The 15,413-nt window shown below is 61.3% G+C and carries 12 protein-coding genes; 5 read left to right on the top strand and 7 right to left on the bottom strand.

Annotation, left to right across the window (positions count from 1 at the left end; all coding sequences use genetic code 11):
• Nucleotides 1-275: 275 nt before the first annotated feature.
• A complete protein-coding gene (mrdA, locus tag ASD70_RS08070; RefSeq protein ID WP_043050970.1) occupies nt 276-2,168 on the top strand; it encodes a penicillin-binding protein 2 in 1,893 nt (630 codons plus the stop codon).
• A 1-nt stretch (nt 2,169) separates the two neighbouring features.
• Here mrdA and ASD70_RS08065 read toward each other — a convergent pair whose 3' ends face one another.
• On the bottom strand, nt 2,170-2,571 hold the full coding sequence (locus ASD70_RS08065) for a GFA family protein (protein WP_056846136.1): 402 nt from the start codon (nt 2,569-2,571) through the stop codon (nt 2,170-2,172).
• 99 nt (nt 2,572-2,670) lie between these two features.
• On the opposite strand from ASD70_RS08065, the gene ASD70_RS08060 reads away from it, so the two are divergent.
• Nucleotides 2,671-3,138 (top strand): SRPBCC family protein, encoded by a 468-nt coding sequence (locus ASD70_RS08060; protein WP_056846135.1) that lies wholly within the window; start codon nt 2,671-2,673, stop codon nt 3,136-3,138.
• A gap of 42 nt (nt 3,139-3,180) precedes the next feature.
• On the opposite strand, the gene ASD70_RS08055 is transcribed toward ASD70_RS08060, so the two are convergent.
• A complete protein-coding gene (locus tag ASD70_RS08055; RefSeq protein ID WP_056846134.1) occupies nt 3,181-5,400 on the bottom strand; it encodes a TonB-dependent receptor in 2,220 nt (739 codons plus the stop codon).
• 218 nt (nt 5,401-5,618) lie between these two features.
• Between ASD70_RS08055 and ASD70_RS08050 the strand changes: the two genes are divergently transcribed.
• The 3 genes from ASD70_RS08050 to ASD70_RS08040 all read left to right on the top strand — a co-directional run bounded on the left by ASD70_RS08050 (nt 5,619) and on the right by ASD70_RS08040 (nt 9,413).
• Complete coding sequence (locus ASD70_RS08050) at nt 5,619-7,976, top strand: DNA polymerase II (protein ID WP_056846133.1); 2,358 nt, start codon at nt 5,619-5,621, stop codon at nt 7,974-7,976.
• 73 nt (nt 7,977-8,049) lie between these two features.
• On the top strand, nt 8,050-8,682 hold the full coding sequence (locus ASD70_RS08045) for a glutathione S-transferase N-terminal domain-containing protein (RefSeq protein WP_046069002.1): 633 nt from the start codon (nt 8,050-8,052) through the stop codon (nt 8,680-8,682).
• A 152-nt stretch (nt 8,683-8,834) separates the two neighbouring features.
• Nucleotides 8,835-9,413: a DUF4174 domain-containing protein gene (locus tag ASD70_RS08040; RefSeq protein WP_046069001.1), complete on the top strand. Its 579-nt coding sequence runs from the start codon at nt 8,835-8,837 to the stop codon at nt 9,411-9,413.
• A gap of 59 nt (nt 9,414-9,472) precedes the next feature.
• On the opposite strand, the gene ASD70_RS08035 is transcribed toward ASD70_RS08040, so the two are convergent.
• From ASD70_RS08035 to ASD70_RS08015, 5 genes are read right to left on the bottom strand one after another with little or no spacing between them, the layout of a single operon-like run.
• On the bottom strand, nt 9,473-10,879 hold the full coding sequence (locus ASD70_RS08035) for a lipid II flippase MurJ (protein ID WP_056846132.1): 1,407 nt from the start codon (nt 10,877-10,879) through the stop codon (nt 9,473-9,475).
• The gene (locus tag ASD70_RS08030) at nt 10,879-11,700 is read right to left on the bottom strand and encodes an acyltransferase (protein ID WP_056846131.1); all 822 of its coding nucleotides are present in this window, start codon (nt 11,698-11,700) and stop codon (nt 10,879-10,881) included. The genes ASD70_RS08035 and ASD70_RS08030 overlap by 1 nt, the downstream gene beginning before the upstream one ends.
• Nucleotides 11,697-13,100, bottom strand: coding sequence for an O-antigen ligase family protein (locus ASD70_RS08025; RefSeq protein ID WP_046068998.1), 1,404 nt, complete (start codon nt 13,098-13,100; stop codon nt 11,697-11,699). The genes ASD70_RS08030 and ASD70_RS08025 overlap by 4 nt, the downstream gene beginning before the upstream one ends.
• Nucleotides 13,100-14,203: a glycosyltransferase family 4 protein gene (locus tag ASD70_RS08020; RefSeq protein WP_056846130.1), complete on the bottom strand. Its 1,104-nt coding sequence runs from the start codon at nt 14,201-14,203 to the stop codon at nt 13,100-13,102. The genes ASD70_RS08025 and ASD70_RS08020 overlap by 1 nt, the downstream gene beginning before the upstream one ends.
• The gene (locus tag ASD70_RS08015) at nt 14,194-15,408 is read right to left on the bottom strand and encodes a glycosyltransferase family 4 protein (RefSeq protein WP_056846129.1); all 1,215 of its coding nucleotides are present in this window, start codon (nt 15,406-15,408) and stop codon (nt 14,194-14,196) included. Before ASD70_RS08015 ends, ASD70_RS08020 begins: the two co-directional genes overlap by 10 nt.
• Between the last annotated feature and the right edge of the window lie 5 nt (nt 15,409-15,413).

The following is a 15,413-nucleotide window of genomic DNA, read 5'->3' as shown; positions in this document are numbered from 1 at the left end:
GCATCGCCGATGGTAGTGTGGGGTTTCCCCATGTGAGAGTAGGTCATCGTCAAGATTAAATTCCGAAACCCCAATTGCGAAAGCAGTTGGGGTTTTGTTTTGGGCGCGAGAAAATGCCCTCAGCTCCTGGTCCTCCCCCCATTAAATAACCTGCCGTTGAGGGAAATCGATGCAAAGTGTTTCTGCATTTTTGGTATGGTGCAGCACATTTTCACAAGGATTGATCTTTATCCGCAGGAGGCGGCGTCGACCTTTTTCAACGAGATGCTGTAGAAATGCCTGAACCGATACCTATCAAAGATCACGAAAAAGAAAATCGCTTGGTCAACAAGCGCTTGCTCGCCTGTGCGCTGTTGGTGATCGGCATCACCTGTGCCCTGGTAGGGCGCATGTATTTCCTGCAGGTGGTGCAGTACGACTATCACTCCACGATTTCCGAAAACAACCGGGTCCACGTACTGCCCATCACGCCGACTCGCGGCTTGATCTATGACCGCAATGGCGTAGTGCTGGCCGACAACCGTCCGAGTTACAACCTGACTATCACCCGCGAGCGCACCACCGATCTCAAGGGCGAGCTGGACGCAATCGTCAATCTGCTGCACCTGCCTGCCGAAGACCGTGCGGTGTTCGATAAGGCGCTCAAGCAGGCTCGTCACCCGTTTGTTCCCGTCACCTTGTTCTATGAGTTGACCGAAGAACAAATCGCCGTGTTGGCCGTCAACGAGTTCCGTCTACCTGGCGTGGACGTCGAGCCCCAATTCGTCCGCCACTACCCACTGGGTGCGCACTTTGCGCACTCTATTGGCTACGTCGGTCGCATTAACGAAAAAGAATCCAAGACCCTCGATTCCGTGGAGTATCGAGGTACCCAATCCATCGGCAAGACCGGGATCGAGCGTTTCTACGAGTCCGAACTGCACGGCCACGTCGGTTACGAAGAGGTCGAGACCAATGCCCAGGGACGCGTATTGCGGGTGCTCAAGCACACTGACCCAATCCCTGGTAAAAACATCGTCCTTAGCCTCGACGTCAAGCTACAGGAAGCCGCCGAAGAGGCCTTGGGCGACCGTCGTGGTTCGGTGGTGGCCCTGGATCCGCAAACCGGTGAAGTACTGGCGATGGTCAGCAAGCCGAGTTTCGACCCTAACCTGTTCGTCACTGGCATCAGCTTCAAAGAATACGCTGCGCTGCACGATTCCATCGACCGCCCACTGTTCAACCGCGTACTGCGTGGGCTCTATGCGCCGGGTTCCACCATCAAGCCGGAAGTGGCCATCGCCGGCCTCGACAGTGGCGTTGTCACCCCGCAAACCCGGGTGTTCGATCCCGGTTACTACCAGCTGCCGGACTTCGATCACAAATACCGCAACTGGAATCACAGCGGCGATGGCTGGGTGGACATGGACGCGGCCATCATGCGTTCCAATGACACTTACTTCTATGACCTGGCCCACAAGCTGGGCATCGACCGCCTACACGACTATCTCGCCGAGTTCGGCCTCGGTCAGAAAGTATCCCTGGACATGTTCGAAGAGTCTGCCGGCCTGATGCCGTCCCAGGCCTGGAAGCGTGCCACCCGTCGCCAGCCATGGTTCCCAGGCGAAACCGTGATCCTCGGTATCGGCCAGGGCTATATGCAGGTGACGCCGCTGCAACTGGCCCAGGCCACCGCATTGATCGCCAACAAGGGTGTTTGGAACCGGCCACATCTGGCCAAGACCATCAATGGCGTCCCACCCGTGGATGAAAACCCGATGCCCAACGTGGTCCTCAAGGATCCGCGTGATTGGGAGCAGGTCAACCACGGCATGCAATTGGTGATGCACGATCCACGCGGCATCGCCCGGGCCGCAGCTCAAGGCGCGCAATACCGGATTGCCGGCAAGAGTGGTACCGCCCAGGTGGTGGCGATCAAGCAGGGTGAGCGCTACAACCGCAACAAGACGTTGGAGCGCCATCGCGATAACGCCTTGTTCGTCGGCTTCGCGCCGGCCGAACATCCAAAAATCGTGATTTCAGTCATGATCGAAAACGGTGAGGCCGGCGGCCGTGTGGCCGGGCCCGTGGTGCGACAGATCATGGACGCTTGGCTGCTCGACCAGGAAGGTCATCTCAAACCGCAATATGCGACACCCGCCAAGGCGCCAGGCGACCCACGCGTCTGACTCAGGCCTTCCATTCGTCCCAGCGCTCAACGCCGTCATAAGCAAGCCAGGGTACCTCATGGGACGTCCAGATATGCGCGGTGGGCCGGGTGCCTGGGTCATCATCCAGCGTCGCCACCCGCACAATCACGTGAGGCTGATGGCCACGTTCGGCGATCAGATGTGAGCCGCAGCGTGAGCAGAAATGCCGGCGTTTGCCCGGTGAAGACTCAAAGGACGACAGCAGCTGTTCACCGTCGGTCCAGCGAAAGTGTTCGCGCATTACCCCGGCCGTGGCGACAAACGCGGCCGCGTGCGCCTTGCGACAGCTTTGGCAATGGCAGTGGCTGATGGGCATGTCCAGGCTGTCCACCTGGTAGCGCACCGCTTTGCACAAGCAACTTCCATTCAATGGGTCAGTCATAACCTATGGCCAGGTCAAGGATGGGGTCATCATCATCGCGCACAACTGAAGGTTGCGCATTGGTCGATGTCGCCTACTGTTCAATGGAGGAGGTGACGCATGCACGTATTAGATCGCATCGAACGAAAAGTCCTGCTCAACGCATCACGCAAGCAGGTTTGGGAGGCACTGACGCAGGCCGAGCAATTTGGTGATTGGTTCGGTATCGCGCTCAAGGGCAAAACCTTTGTTGCCGGGGAAACCCTCGAAGCGCCGATTACCTATCCAGGCTACGAACATGTGGTGTGGAAGGTCAGGATCGAACGCATCCTGCCGCAAACGCTGTTTTCTTTCTGGTGGCACCCTTACGCGGTAGAAGCGGGCGTCGATTACGATGAGGAGACACCGACTCTTGTTGAGTTCACCATTGAGGATCGTGCGCCGGGTATCCTGCTGCGGGTCGTTGAATCTGGTTTTGACAAAGTGCCCGAGGCCCGGCGCCAGAAAGCGTTCAAGATGAACTCCCGTGGTTGGGATGAGCAGATGGGCAATATCGAAGCCTATCTGGGCAAAAAACCAGCCAAGTGATGAGATGCAAAGGGGAAGTTCAGCCCCCATATTTTCAAGCGTTTAGAAATCAATCGTCGCCGACAACTTCGCCACTCGCGGATCACCCTGGCTCAGGAACCCACCTTGGGCCGACTCCCAGTACTTCTGGTTGGCGACGTTCTCCACCGTTGCGCCCACTGTCACCTCGCGCTCATCCAGGGTGAAGGTGTAGCGCGCACCCACGTCGAAGCGGTTCCAGGCCGGCAGGCTCAGGTTGTTGGCTGCATCGGCGTACTGGCCGCCGGTGCGTAGCATGCGGCCGCTGAGGGTCACGCCTTGCAGGCCGGGTACATCCCAATCCACACCGGCGTTGAGCTGGAATGAAGGAACGCCGATGGCACGGTTGCCGTCATTGGCGCCGTTGAGGGTGCCCTTGAGTTCGGTCTTCATCAGCGTCACCCCGCCCAGCAAGCGCAGGCCGCTGACCGGTTCGCCGAAGACGTTCAGCTCGACGCCCTTGTTGATCTGCTCACCTTCACGCACATAGCGCGCCGTGGTGGCGTCGATGGCCTCGGCATAACCTGCGCCGGGCTGCTCGATACGGTAGACGCCCAGTGTCGCGCCATAGGTACCCATGTCCACCTTGACGCCTGCTTCGATCTGCTTGGAGCGCGCGGGCGCATAGGCTTGCCCGCCGCCGATGACCGTCAGTTCGCCTGATTTGAGCGGCGATGTCGGGCCCTGTGCCAGGCCTTCGATGCGGTTGGCGTACAACGACACATGCTCCCATGGCTTGAACACGATGCCGTACACCGGCGTGGTGATCGATTCGTCATAGTTGGCGGTACGGCTGCCGCTCATGTAGTTGTAACTCTGTACCACCATCTGTTGGCGGCGTGCGCCCAGGGTCACCAGCAGGCGGTCATCGAAGAAGCCCAGAGTGTCAGAGACTGCTGCGCTGCGCACGAAAGTCTTGCCGGTGATGGTTGGATCGCTGAAATCGGTGCCCGGCGTGTTACGCGGGCTGTTCAACGTCGGCGGCGCGCCGGTCACCGGGTTGTAGATATTGGTTGGGGTAGACGTTGCTGCGGCGTTGAACACATAGGCATTGCGCGCTTCTGTCCAAATACCGGCCAGGCCGAAGTTGAGTCGGTGACTGATGGCCCCGGTCTGGAATTTGCCGTTCAGGCCGCTCATTGCGCTGCGATTGTTCTCTTCATGGGCGATGGTCGAGCGGCTCGCCAGGGCATTACCGAAATTGTCGCTCAAGGTCACCGACGAGTAGCGCCCCATTTCGCGGCTGTGCTTGGCGCCGGCTGCTGCATAGGCGGTCCAGTTCTCGTTCAGGTCGTACTCGGCGCGCAGCATCCCCAAGGTATCTTCAAGGTTGGTACTGCTCCAGTTCGGCGCATAGTTGGTATCTGCCGAGGGCGCATCCGGCACGTGGGTGATCTTGCCGAGGAATACCGAGTTGCGTCCGCCGTTGATACGTTGCTTCTGATACACAAAATCACCCGACAGGCGCAGCGCATCGCCGCGGTAATCAAGGCCGATGGCAAACAGCTTCGAACGCTGGTTTTCATCGTCAATGCCGGTATCGCCTTCGCGCTGGGACAGGTTGACCCGTGCGCCAAACTGGTTGTCTTCACCGAAACGCTGGCCGATATCCAAGTGCTCGCCAATCCGGCCATCGCTGCTGATGTCGGTGCTGAACCGCCGCAGCGGTACATCATCGGCGCGCTTGGGTTGCAGGTTGACACCGCCGCCGATCCCCGAGCCAGTGGGGGTGACACCGTTGATAAAGGCGTTGGGGCCTTTGAACACTTCTACGCGCTCCAGGGCGCCGGTGGAGATGATCTGGCGCGGCAGGATGCCATACAAGCCGTTATAGGAAATGTCGTCGCCATTCAACGGCAGGCCACGGATCATGAAAGTCTGTGACTGGTTCGCATACCCCGAGGCCTGACGCACGGAAGAGTCATTGAGCAACACGTCGCCGACGGTTTCCGCCTGCTGGTCGCGAATCAGTTTCTCGGTGTAGGAGGACATGCTGAAGGGCACGTCCATGATGTCCTGGTTGCCCAGTACACCCAATTGGCCACCGCGTGCCACCTGGCCACCTGCAAACTCGGGTGGCAATGCGGTGGGCGCGGGCGCTTCGGCATTAATGCTGGTAGCGCCTAGCTCCAGTGCGTTATCCGCACCCGCTGGCGATGCCGCCTGTGCAGCAAAACTCAGGGAACAGCAAAGGGCGAGCAGGGTAGGGCGAAACGGCACAGCGGGAGCGTTACAGATGGGCATGATCGATCCTGACGGCGAACCGTCAACGGTGAGGGAGTGGACAACGATGTTGCGCTTCCTCACTGCGCGAATACGACTCCGGCGCAGATGATAGTAATTACTATTAACAACCTGCAACAAATTTGTGAGATTGCGGTCTGCGTGCGCGTTAACCTGCCGCGTTTGCACGGATGCCGAGTAGAATCTCGCCCTTAACGCAATTCCTGAGGTGCGGTACGGTGGATTTACAGCAGGGTTTTGTTTTGACCCGGCATTGGCGCGACACCCCGGCGGGCACGGAGGTCAGTTTCTGGCTGGCCACCGACCATGGGCCTCGCTGCATTCGCCTGCCCGCGCAGACCTCGGTGGTGTTCATCCCCGAGGCGTACCGCAAGCCGCTCGATTGGCTGCTCAAGGGCGAGCGCGATCTTGAGCTGCGCCCGCTGCAACTGTGCGACTTCCACCATCGCCCGGTCTTGGGCCTTTATGCCCGCCAGCACCGCCAATTGATGGACATCGAAAAGCGCCTGCGCACTGCAGGGGTCGATGTCTACGAAGGTGACGTACGCCCACCCGAGCGTTACATGATGGAGCGCTTTATCACTGCCCCCGTGTGGTTCGGCGGCACGCCCGACGCGAACGGCGCCTTGCTCGACGCGCAGATGAAGCCCGCTCCCGACTACCGTCCGCAATTGAAGCTGGTGTCCCTGGACATCGAGACCACCGCCCAGGGCGATCTGTATTCCATCGCCCTCGAGGGTTGCGGCGAGCGCCAGGTATACATGCTCGGCCCGCCGAACAAACCCGACGCGGTGGACTTCAAGCTCGACTATTGCGACACCCGTACCCAACTGCTTGAACGCCTCAATCAATGGCTGCTCACCTTCGACCCCGACGCGATCATCGGCTGGAATGTGGTGCAGTTCGACCTGCGCGTGCTCCACGAACACGCCCAGCGCCTGAACGTGCCCTTGCTGCTGGGGCGTGGCGGTGAGCCCATGACCTGGCGCGAACACGGCAGTCGCAACCATTACTTCGCCGCGGCGGCGGGACGGCTGATCATCGACGGCATCGAAGCCTTGCGTTCGGCCACCTGGAGCTTCGAATCCTTCAGCCTGGAAAACGTCGCGCAAACCCTGCTCGGCGAAGGCAAAGACATCTCCACGCCCTACCAGCGCATGGACGAAATCAACCGCATGTTCGCCGAGGACAAGCCGGCCCTGGCGCGTTACAACCTCAAGGACTGCGAGCTGGTCACGCGGATTTTCGCGAAGACCGAGCTGCTCAAGTTCCTGCTGGAGCGGGCCAGTGTCACCGGATTGCCTGCTGACCGCAGCGGCGGTTCGGTGGCCGCGTTCACCCACCTGTACATGCCGTTGATGCACCGCCAGGGCTTCGTCGCGCCGAACCTGGGTGACAAACCGCCCCAAGCCAGCCCCGGCGGGTTTGTCATGGACTCACGCCCGGGCCTCTACGAGTCGGTGTTGGTGCTGGACTATAAAAGTCTCTATCCGTCGATCATCCGCAGCTTCCTGATCGACCCCGTGGGCTTGATCGAAGGCCTCAAGTACCCCGACGACAGTGAATCGGTGGAAGGTTTTCGCGGCGCGCGTTTTTCCCGCACCCGTCATTGTTTGCCGTCGATCGTCACCCGCGTTTCCGAGGGCCGCGAAGTGGCTAAGCGCGAACATAACGCGCCGCTGTCCCAAGCCCTGAAGATCATCATGAACGCTTTCTATGGCGTGCTCGGCTCCAGTGGCTGTCGGTTCTTCGACACGCGGCTGGCATCCTCGATCACCCTGCGTGGGCACCAGATCATGCGCCAGACCCGCGAGCTGGTGGAGGCCCAGGGTTACGAAGTGATCTACGGCGACACCGACTCCACCTTCGTCTGGCTCGGCGGCGCCCATTCACCGCAGGACGCCAATCGCATCGGCCTGGCGCTGGTGCAGCACGTCAACGACTGGTGGCGCACCCACCTGAGCAACGAATACGGCCTGCAAAGCGCCTTGGAGCTGCAATACGAAACCCACTTCAGCCGCTTCCTTATGCCGACCATCCGTGGCGCGGAGGAGGGCAGCAAAAAGCGCTACGCCGGTTTGGTCGTGCGCGACGATGGCAGCGAAGAGATGGTGTACAAGGGCCTGGAAACCGTGCGCAGCGACTGGTCGCCCCTGGCCCGGCAATTTCAGCAGGAGCTCTACCAGCGCATCTTCCATCGCCTGCCCCATCAGGATTACATCCGCGACTACGTGCGGCGTACGTTGAGCGGCGAATTCGATGAGCTGCTGATCTACCGCAAGCGCCTGCGCCGGCCTTTGCACGACTACGAGCGCAACGTCCCGCCCCATGTACGTGCCGCGCGCCTGGCCGACGAGTACAACGACCGCCTGGGGCGCCCGCGCCAGTACCAGCGCGGTGGCTGGATCAGCTATGTGATCAGCGTCAACGGCCCGGAGCCGCTGGAAGTACGGCAGGCACCTATCGATTATGACCACTACGTCACCCGTCAATTGCAGCCAGTGGCCGATGCGATCCTGCCGTTTGTGAATGACGATTTCGGCACCCTGGTGGGCGGGCAGATGGGCTTGTTCTAAACTCGATTCGGGATGGCCGCTAGCCAGGCCTGGCTAGCACAAATCAAAATGCTGCGATAAGGAGTAAAGGCCCATGTACACACTCTACGGCACCGACGAGTCCGGTTCCTGCATGATCGAAATTGCCCTGCAGCGTTGCGCGGTGCCGTGGCATCGCGTGGACGCCAGTTCCTGGCAGGAAGGCGAGGGCAGCGACGCGCTCGCGCGCATCAATCCGCTGAAACAGATCCCCACCCTGGTCACTCCCGACGGCCAGGTGCTGACCGAAAGCGCCGCTATCCTGATCCACCTGGGCCTGGAATATCCCGAAGCCGAGCTGCTGGCCGGCAATCGCACGCAGATCTTGCGCGGCCTGCTGTACATCGCCGCCAATTGCTATTCGGCAATCGGCATCATCGACTACCCGCAACGCTGGTTGGGCAACGCGGATGAGGCGCTGCAAGCACAATTGATTGCGGGTACTCGGCGCTATCTGCATCAGGCGTGGGTGGTGTTCGCCGAGCAGTTTGCCGACCAGTTGTTCACGCCCACCGGTGTGCCGAATGCACTGGGTATCATGGCGGCGGCAGTGTCACGTTGGGATGAGGCGCGTGAGGAGCTCGCAAGACTGGCGCCGGGGTTTGCGCAGACCCTGGAACGAGTGGACGCCGACCCTGTTGTCGCGCCCGTTTTTGCCCGGCATTGGCCGCAGTGGAAGGTCTCGTAACCAGAAGAAACAATGGCCCTGGTCAGCCCCCAACCCTTGCGTAGCGGGTGTCCTGACCTACGCTTCTCATGGTGGTGTAGGAATCATCCTTGAATTTGGCTGTCGCAGACATGAAACTCAAGAACCCTGCATGGAATTCAAAGGAGGTGCGCATGCTCATCCGGTCGCTGACCCTGGCTACCTTGATGGCTTTTACGGGGCCGTTGCTGGCCGCTGATGATATCGATCCGCTCAAGCAGGACCTGGGCAAGGCCCGGCCGCTGGTGGTGGTGGAGCTGGATTCCGGCAACGACACCTTGGCGACTATCAGGAAACAGCTGGACGAACCTGCCACCAAGCAGTCCTTTGAAGAGCGCAACATGGTGTTCTATACCGTGAAGTTCGGCAGCATCGGCGCCGAAGGTGAGAAGTTCGCCAAGGAAGCCAAGGACAACAAGAAACTCACGCCACCGGAAACCAACGCACTGATCCGCGCCCTCAAGCTGGGTGCCGGCAGTGGCACCAAGGTGATCCTGATCGGCAAGGACGGTGAGAAGAAACTCGAGAAGACCGTGCCGCCGGACACCCTCGACCTCAAGGAGTTTTTCAGCGCTATCGACCAGATGCCAATGGCCGAGAAAGAAGCGGCTGCGCCGACCGCGCCAGCAGCGCCAGAACCTGCACCTGGCAAGAACGCTCCCAAAACGGGTAAGGCAGCCAAGCAGGCTGCTCCTCAACAGCTGGATGACTGAGTCCGCGCAGGAGCTGGCTTACCAGCTCCTGCGCAGGCAGTTGCAGCGGTGGTTCTACTTCACGCTTTCCATGGTTTGAACCACCCAGCCAATCCCCCTAATACCAGTGCACTCGTCAAGGTACTCAGGCCCAGTTGCCAGCCGTCATTGTGCAGCGGGTGCAATATGACCGCTGCAAAGCCCAATAACACTGCACTCAGCCCCCATTGCAGCGGCCAGCCCAGTTGCCCAAGCAATTGCTGGCGTTGCATCAACAGCAGATTGGTGACGACAACCCCGCCCAACGCCGCCAGTGCAATACCCGGCAGGCCAAAAAAGTACGGCAACAGCAGCAGGAGTATGGCGTTGATCACACTGCCCAGCAGTTCGCACCGCAACGGTAGACGCGTGTCGCCGCCGGCATAGGCGTAGCGGGCAAGCATGGCGTTCCAGGCGCCGAACACCAATGGCGTCGCGAACCAGGCCAGCAGCGCCGGCAGTGGGCCGTCGGCGCTTTGGGCGGGCATCAGCAGATGAATCAGCACGGGGCTGGCGCCGATCAGGCCGAGGGCGGCGGGCAGGCTGAGCAGGGTTGCTGCATCAAGGCCCCGGCGCAGCAGAGCCAGGCGCTGCTGGCCTTGTTCGCCGCTCATCATGCCCAGCAGTACCTGGTTGAGGCTCATCAGGGCGATCAAGGGCAGATTGATCAGTTTGCGCGCCAGGTTGACCCAAGTGACGGCGCCTTCCCCCAGGTAACTGGCGATCAATCGCTCGAGCAATGCCAGGCCCTGGCTGGCGACATTGCTGGCCAGCAATGGCCCGATGCGCCCCAGCAATTCGCGGCCTGCCAGGGCTTCTCCAGTGACCTGCCACGGCCGCCAGCCGAAGGACCAGACCGGCGCCAGCAATGGCAGGCACATCAATACACTGCCGGCAAAAAAGCACATGGCCAGTTCGGCGCTGTCGCTGGCGCTGCCACGGATAAACAGGTACAGCACCGGCGGCAGGTTAAACAATAACGAGCCCAGCCCTGGCAGGACAAAACGTTGGCGTGCCTGCAACGGAATACTGAACAAGGCATGCATCACCAGGCCCGGCGCACAGGCGGCCAGCCAGCGCAAGTTGGCGGCGGCTTCGGCGTGGGCCGCAGCGTCCAGGCCGGGACCGATCAGGCGCACCCAGAGCGGCGCGCCCAGCGCCAGCACGGCAAACAGGCCCAGGCCCACGCCCAGCAGGCGTGGAGACAGGCTGGCCAGCCAGGCTTGCTGGCGTTGTGGGTCGCGTTGTTGATAAAGGGGCAGGGCTGCCGCTGCGAGCAAGCCGGCGGCCAGGGTCATGCGCAGCGCTTCGGGCAAAAACACCGCCACCAGAAACCCGTCGCTGCGACTACCAGCGCCCCAAGCCGCCACCAGCAGCCATTCGCGGGCAAAACCGGCCACCAGCCCGGCGAGGGTCGCCAGGGTCAGCCAGAGGGTGCTGCCGAACATCAATGGAACAGGGTGAACAGGCCCTTGCCACCCACCTTATAGTTCAGATCATGGCAACGTTCACCCATGATTTTGGCACCAGTACCGCCAATGATTTTGTAGGGGGCCACGGCTTTGGCCACTACGGTGTTGGCGCTTATCACCGAACCATGGCCCAGATGGGTGCCGAAACCGATCAAGGCACGGCTGCCGATCCACACGTAGTCGTCGATGTAGATTGACCCGGAAATCGACCAGAACTCCGGCGCCTGCAAATCATGACTGCCAGCGATGATCAGCACGTGAGAGGCAATCGCCACGTGGTTGCCGATCACCAGCCCGGCGCGTGCGTCCACCTGGCAATGCCAGCCGATCACCGAATCGTCACCAACTACCAGATTGTGGATGCCCAGCACTTCGGTGTTACGCCATAGGCTTGAGCCCTTGCCGATCTTCGCACCCCCCAGGCGCAGCCAGGCAATGCGCACATGGTGGCTGGGGATTTTGTTGATCAAGATGTTGTAGGCCATGTCCCAGGCGTTGCGCCAGCGATCCTTGATAGTTGCCCAGTTTTTGCCGTAGCGCGGCAGCAGCTGGCACGGCAGGTCCTGTTTCAGACGGTGGAACAGGCGGCGGGCAACCGGGTGCTCAAGGGCGGGTTCCAGGTCGATGGAGCTGATCCAGAAGCGCTTGTTCTCGCCTTCGCCGTCTTCAAACACCACGTCGTTGGCCAGGCACCAATCCAGCGCTTCTTCCAGGTCGGGCAGGCTTACGCCGAGTTCACCGGCCAGCATAGGGAGGCGGTCGCGCAAATCGGTAGAGTGAATTATCCGGTGCTTCATGGTTGGTCATCCTTTGGCGCAATAACAGGAACAGCGCTGGTAACGGTGGGGCGCAGGCGCACCTGTTGCAGGCTCATGCCCATCAACAGCCAGAACAGTGCGATCAATACAAAGGTGAAACTGAAATAGTGGTCGAAAAGCCCCGTCAGCAGCGCTGCCAACACGCCACAAATGCATCCCAGCCACAGGGCGTTGTCGGCGGTGACCTTGCGCACCTGGCCCAGGGGCCGCACTTCCCGCCACCACAGCACAGTGACGGTGATAAACAACAACATTCCTGGAATACCGACCTTGTAGATGAAGTTCAGCCACAGGTTGGAGATCCCCAACAGGTTGCTGCCGGGTACGGGCGGGTCGATCTTGAAGCCGATCCCCAGGGGGAATTTCGACATGGCGTCGGGGAACCTGGCGTATTCGTCGAAGCGGATTTCGGTACTGGCGTTGGTGGTCGAGAAGATGGTCATCAAGCGCTCCTGCAGCGGCGGATAGAACATCACCAGCGCGATGCCAAACGCCAACCCGATACCGATGATGCGCCCGCTGTTAGGCACGCGCTTGTAGGTCAGCCAGATCAAGACCAGCGCCAGGGCCACGATGGCGCCACGGGAAATGCTCAGCAGCAGGCCGGCGCAACCCAGCACCGCCACCGCCAGGCCCAGCGCCCGACGCCAGCCGCTGCGAGTCCAGCCATAGAACAGCGCCAGGGGAATAAACAGCACCAGCACGCCGCCGGTCAGGTTGGGGTGCACCCAGGGCGAGGCCATGCGCGTGTAGTTGGCGGAGAAAATATCCTTCACCGCTTCCGGGTGGGCATACTTGAGGTCGGTGAGGATATCGATCATCGACATCGCGTTGCGTGTCTTCAGAAACATGAAAATCGACAGCAACAGCATCGCCAGGTTACCCAGCAGCAGGGCGACCACGACCTTGTCGCGGTCGGCGTCGGTGCGTAGCAGCAACGGCACGATAAACAGCAACGACAGGTTCATCAGCCAGCGCACCCAGTTCACCGGTCCATTGCCTTCGGCATGGATGATGACCATGCCCCAGATAAACGGAATGGTGCTGAACAGCATCAGCCACATCAGCGCGCGCTCGGTCGGACGCCACAGTATCAAGCCACGGGTCTTGCCGATAAACGACTGCCAGAACACCCCGACCCAGGTCAGCCCCAGCACCGCTTCACTCACGGTGGTGCGGATCCCCAGTTCCAAAGTGGTGTAGGGAATGCTGGTGGCCAACACGGCGAAGATCAGCAAGCCCCACAGGGGAAAGCGGATCAGGGTCAAGGCCACGCCCATGCCGGCCACGACCAGCAGGACCTTTATCGGCGAAAGGGCCAACAGCAAGCCGCCGAAGACCAGGCCCAGGAGCAGACTAACGAATTTTCCTGGCAGCATTAGCGGTCCAATTCCTTGAGCAAAGTGTCCAGACGCGAGCGATAGGCGGGCTCGGCAAATTGCCGGGCCCAGTCGATTTGCGGTTGCGGGTTTACCGTTGCCTCGGGGGCTGCCAGTTGTCGCATGACGTTTTGCAGTTGCCCGGCATCATGCGGGTCGAAGCGCGGAGCGCTGGGCGGCGCCACTTCGTCGAGGGCGGAGCCGCGTGCTACCGCCACCTGCGTGCCGACACTCAAGGCTTCCACCACCGGCAGGCCAAAGCCCTCGGCATAGGAAGGCTGCCATAGGCATGCGGCATGCCGGTAAAGTGCTTGCAGTTGGCCGTCCGATAAACCGCTGCACCAATGCAGGCCCGGCAGTTCGCCGAGGTCCGCCGGTACATCGCTGGCGTGGCCCACCAGCACCATGTCCGGCACGTCAGGGTTCACCGCACGACAGGCCTGCCACTGGCGCAGGAAAAACACCATGTTCTTGCGCGGCTCCCGGGTGCCCACCACCAACCAGTAACGCGCCGGCAGGCTTACCGGCAGCGGCTCTGGCGCTGCATTCAATTCGGGTACCAGGTTGCTCAGCACCCGGAACTTCGCCCGGGCCCAGGGGAACACCCGGGCGGCTTCGTTGCAGGAAAACTGCGAAGGGCACCACACCCGGTCAGCCTGCCACACCGACCAGGCAATCGAGGCGCCGTCAATCAAGCGATAGGCCAGGGCCTTGAGCCTGGAGCGATGAAAGTTACGGTGGGTCAGCTGAAACAGGTCATGCAGCACCAGCACATAGCGGGTGCCGGCGGGTTTGCGACATAGCGGCAAGCCCATATTGGCCGTGGCGATGTAGAGGTCGATCTGCTGCGCGTGCAAGGCCTTGGGCAAGAACCTGCGCTCGAAACCCAGGCGCACTTGTGGGCGCTGCAGGCCGTCCAGCGGGCTGGCCCAGGTCGGGCAAACGGCGATCTGGCGTTGCGGGTGATCCAGGGGAGCTTCGCTGAACAGCAACACTTCGGTATTGGCCCGTGCGCGCAGGGCGTGCTCCAGGGCCAGGACCTGGCGGGCAATGCCCGACGACGGTGCAACCGTGGCGGGGCGATAGTCCAGGGCTACGCGCATGGTTGAGGCTCCTTGGAGGTGGGCAAGGTGCGGTAGATGTGCTCCAGTTCGTTACCGGCCACCGCCCAGTCGTGATAGCGACGTGCGTAATCGCGTGACGCATCAGCCAGTTGCCGGGCCAGCGACGGTTCATCCAGCAAGCGTACGATGGCGTCGGCCAATGCCTCGGCGCTTTCGCCCGACAGGTAATGGGTCTGTGGCTGTACTGCCAAGCCGGAGACGCCCTGTGCAGTGCTGACCAGCGGCAAGCCGGCGGCCATCGCTTCCAACACCTTGAGCTTGGAGCCGCCGCCGTGGCGCAACGCGGCGACAAACCCGGCACAGCGGCGTTGCAAGGTGCACAGGTCGGGAACGAATCCCAGCCACTCGATACGCTCATCTGGCCAGCGGTTGCGCCAGTGTTCGGGCAAGCCGTAACCGGCAACCGCCAGGCGCGCGTTCGGGCACTGCCGCCAGACCCTGGGGAAAATCTCCTCAAGCAGCCACTGCACGGCGTCCAGGTTTGGCGCGTATTCGTAGTTGCCGACAAACAACAAGCGCTGGCTTTGTGCGTCGGCACTGACCTCGGCAAAGGCGCGGCTGTCGACCCCATTGACCACCACGCTCACCGGCGTCGAGGATAGCGGTCGCATGGCCTGGGCATCCGCCTCGGTCACCGCGATCACATGGGCGGCGGCATCGAACGCCTTGCGCTCCCACTGTCGGCAGCGCCATTGGTCGTATTGCACGAACGGTGCGGCCCACTTGGGGAAGCGGTCGTAAGTGGCGCCGCCGAGGCTTGATTCCAAGTTGTGCTCGGTCAGCACAAACGCGCGCCGGCGCTGCTGCAAGGTACGCATGAACGGCTGCAGGCTGTAGCTGTGTTCCATCTGAATCACGTCCCAGTGTTCGTTCAACAGTTGTGCAAATTGCGCCTGCAACGGTGCGGACAGGCCGTTGACCGTGGTCAACAGCGGCCACGGCGCGAACACGCCAGCGAGCAGGGTCAGCGGGTGTTTCAGTGGCCGGCGCGGCACCACGATCAAGCGCTCGAGCAACGGCTCAAGGGCGGCATGCGCCGCGTCATCGGCCGGCGTCTTCGATTGCGCCAGCAGCGTGATGCGATGCCCGCGCTCACTCAAGGTGCGCAGCAAATGGTACTGCCGGGTCTTGCCGCCGCTGGTGGTCGGCCACGGCAGGTAGGGCACAATCCATAGGATTCTCATGTGTC

It is taken from the genome of Pseudomonas sp. Root569 (assembly GCF_001427465.1).
In the GTDB taxonomy this organism is placed as follows: domain Bacteria; phylum Pseudomonadota; class Gammaproteobacteria; order Pseudomonadales; family Pseudomonadaceae; genus Aquipseudomonas; species Aquipseudomonas synxantha.
The sequence above is the reverse complement of the archived record's forward strand: the minus strand, read 5'-3'. Positions and strand labels throughout refer to the sequence as shown.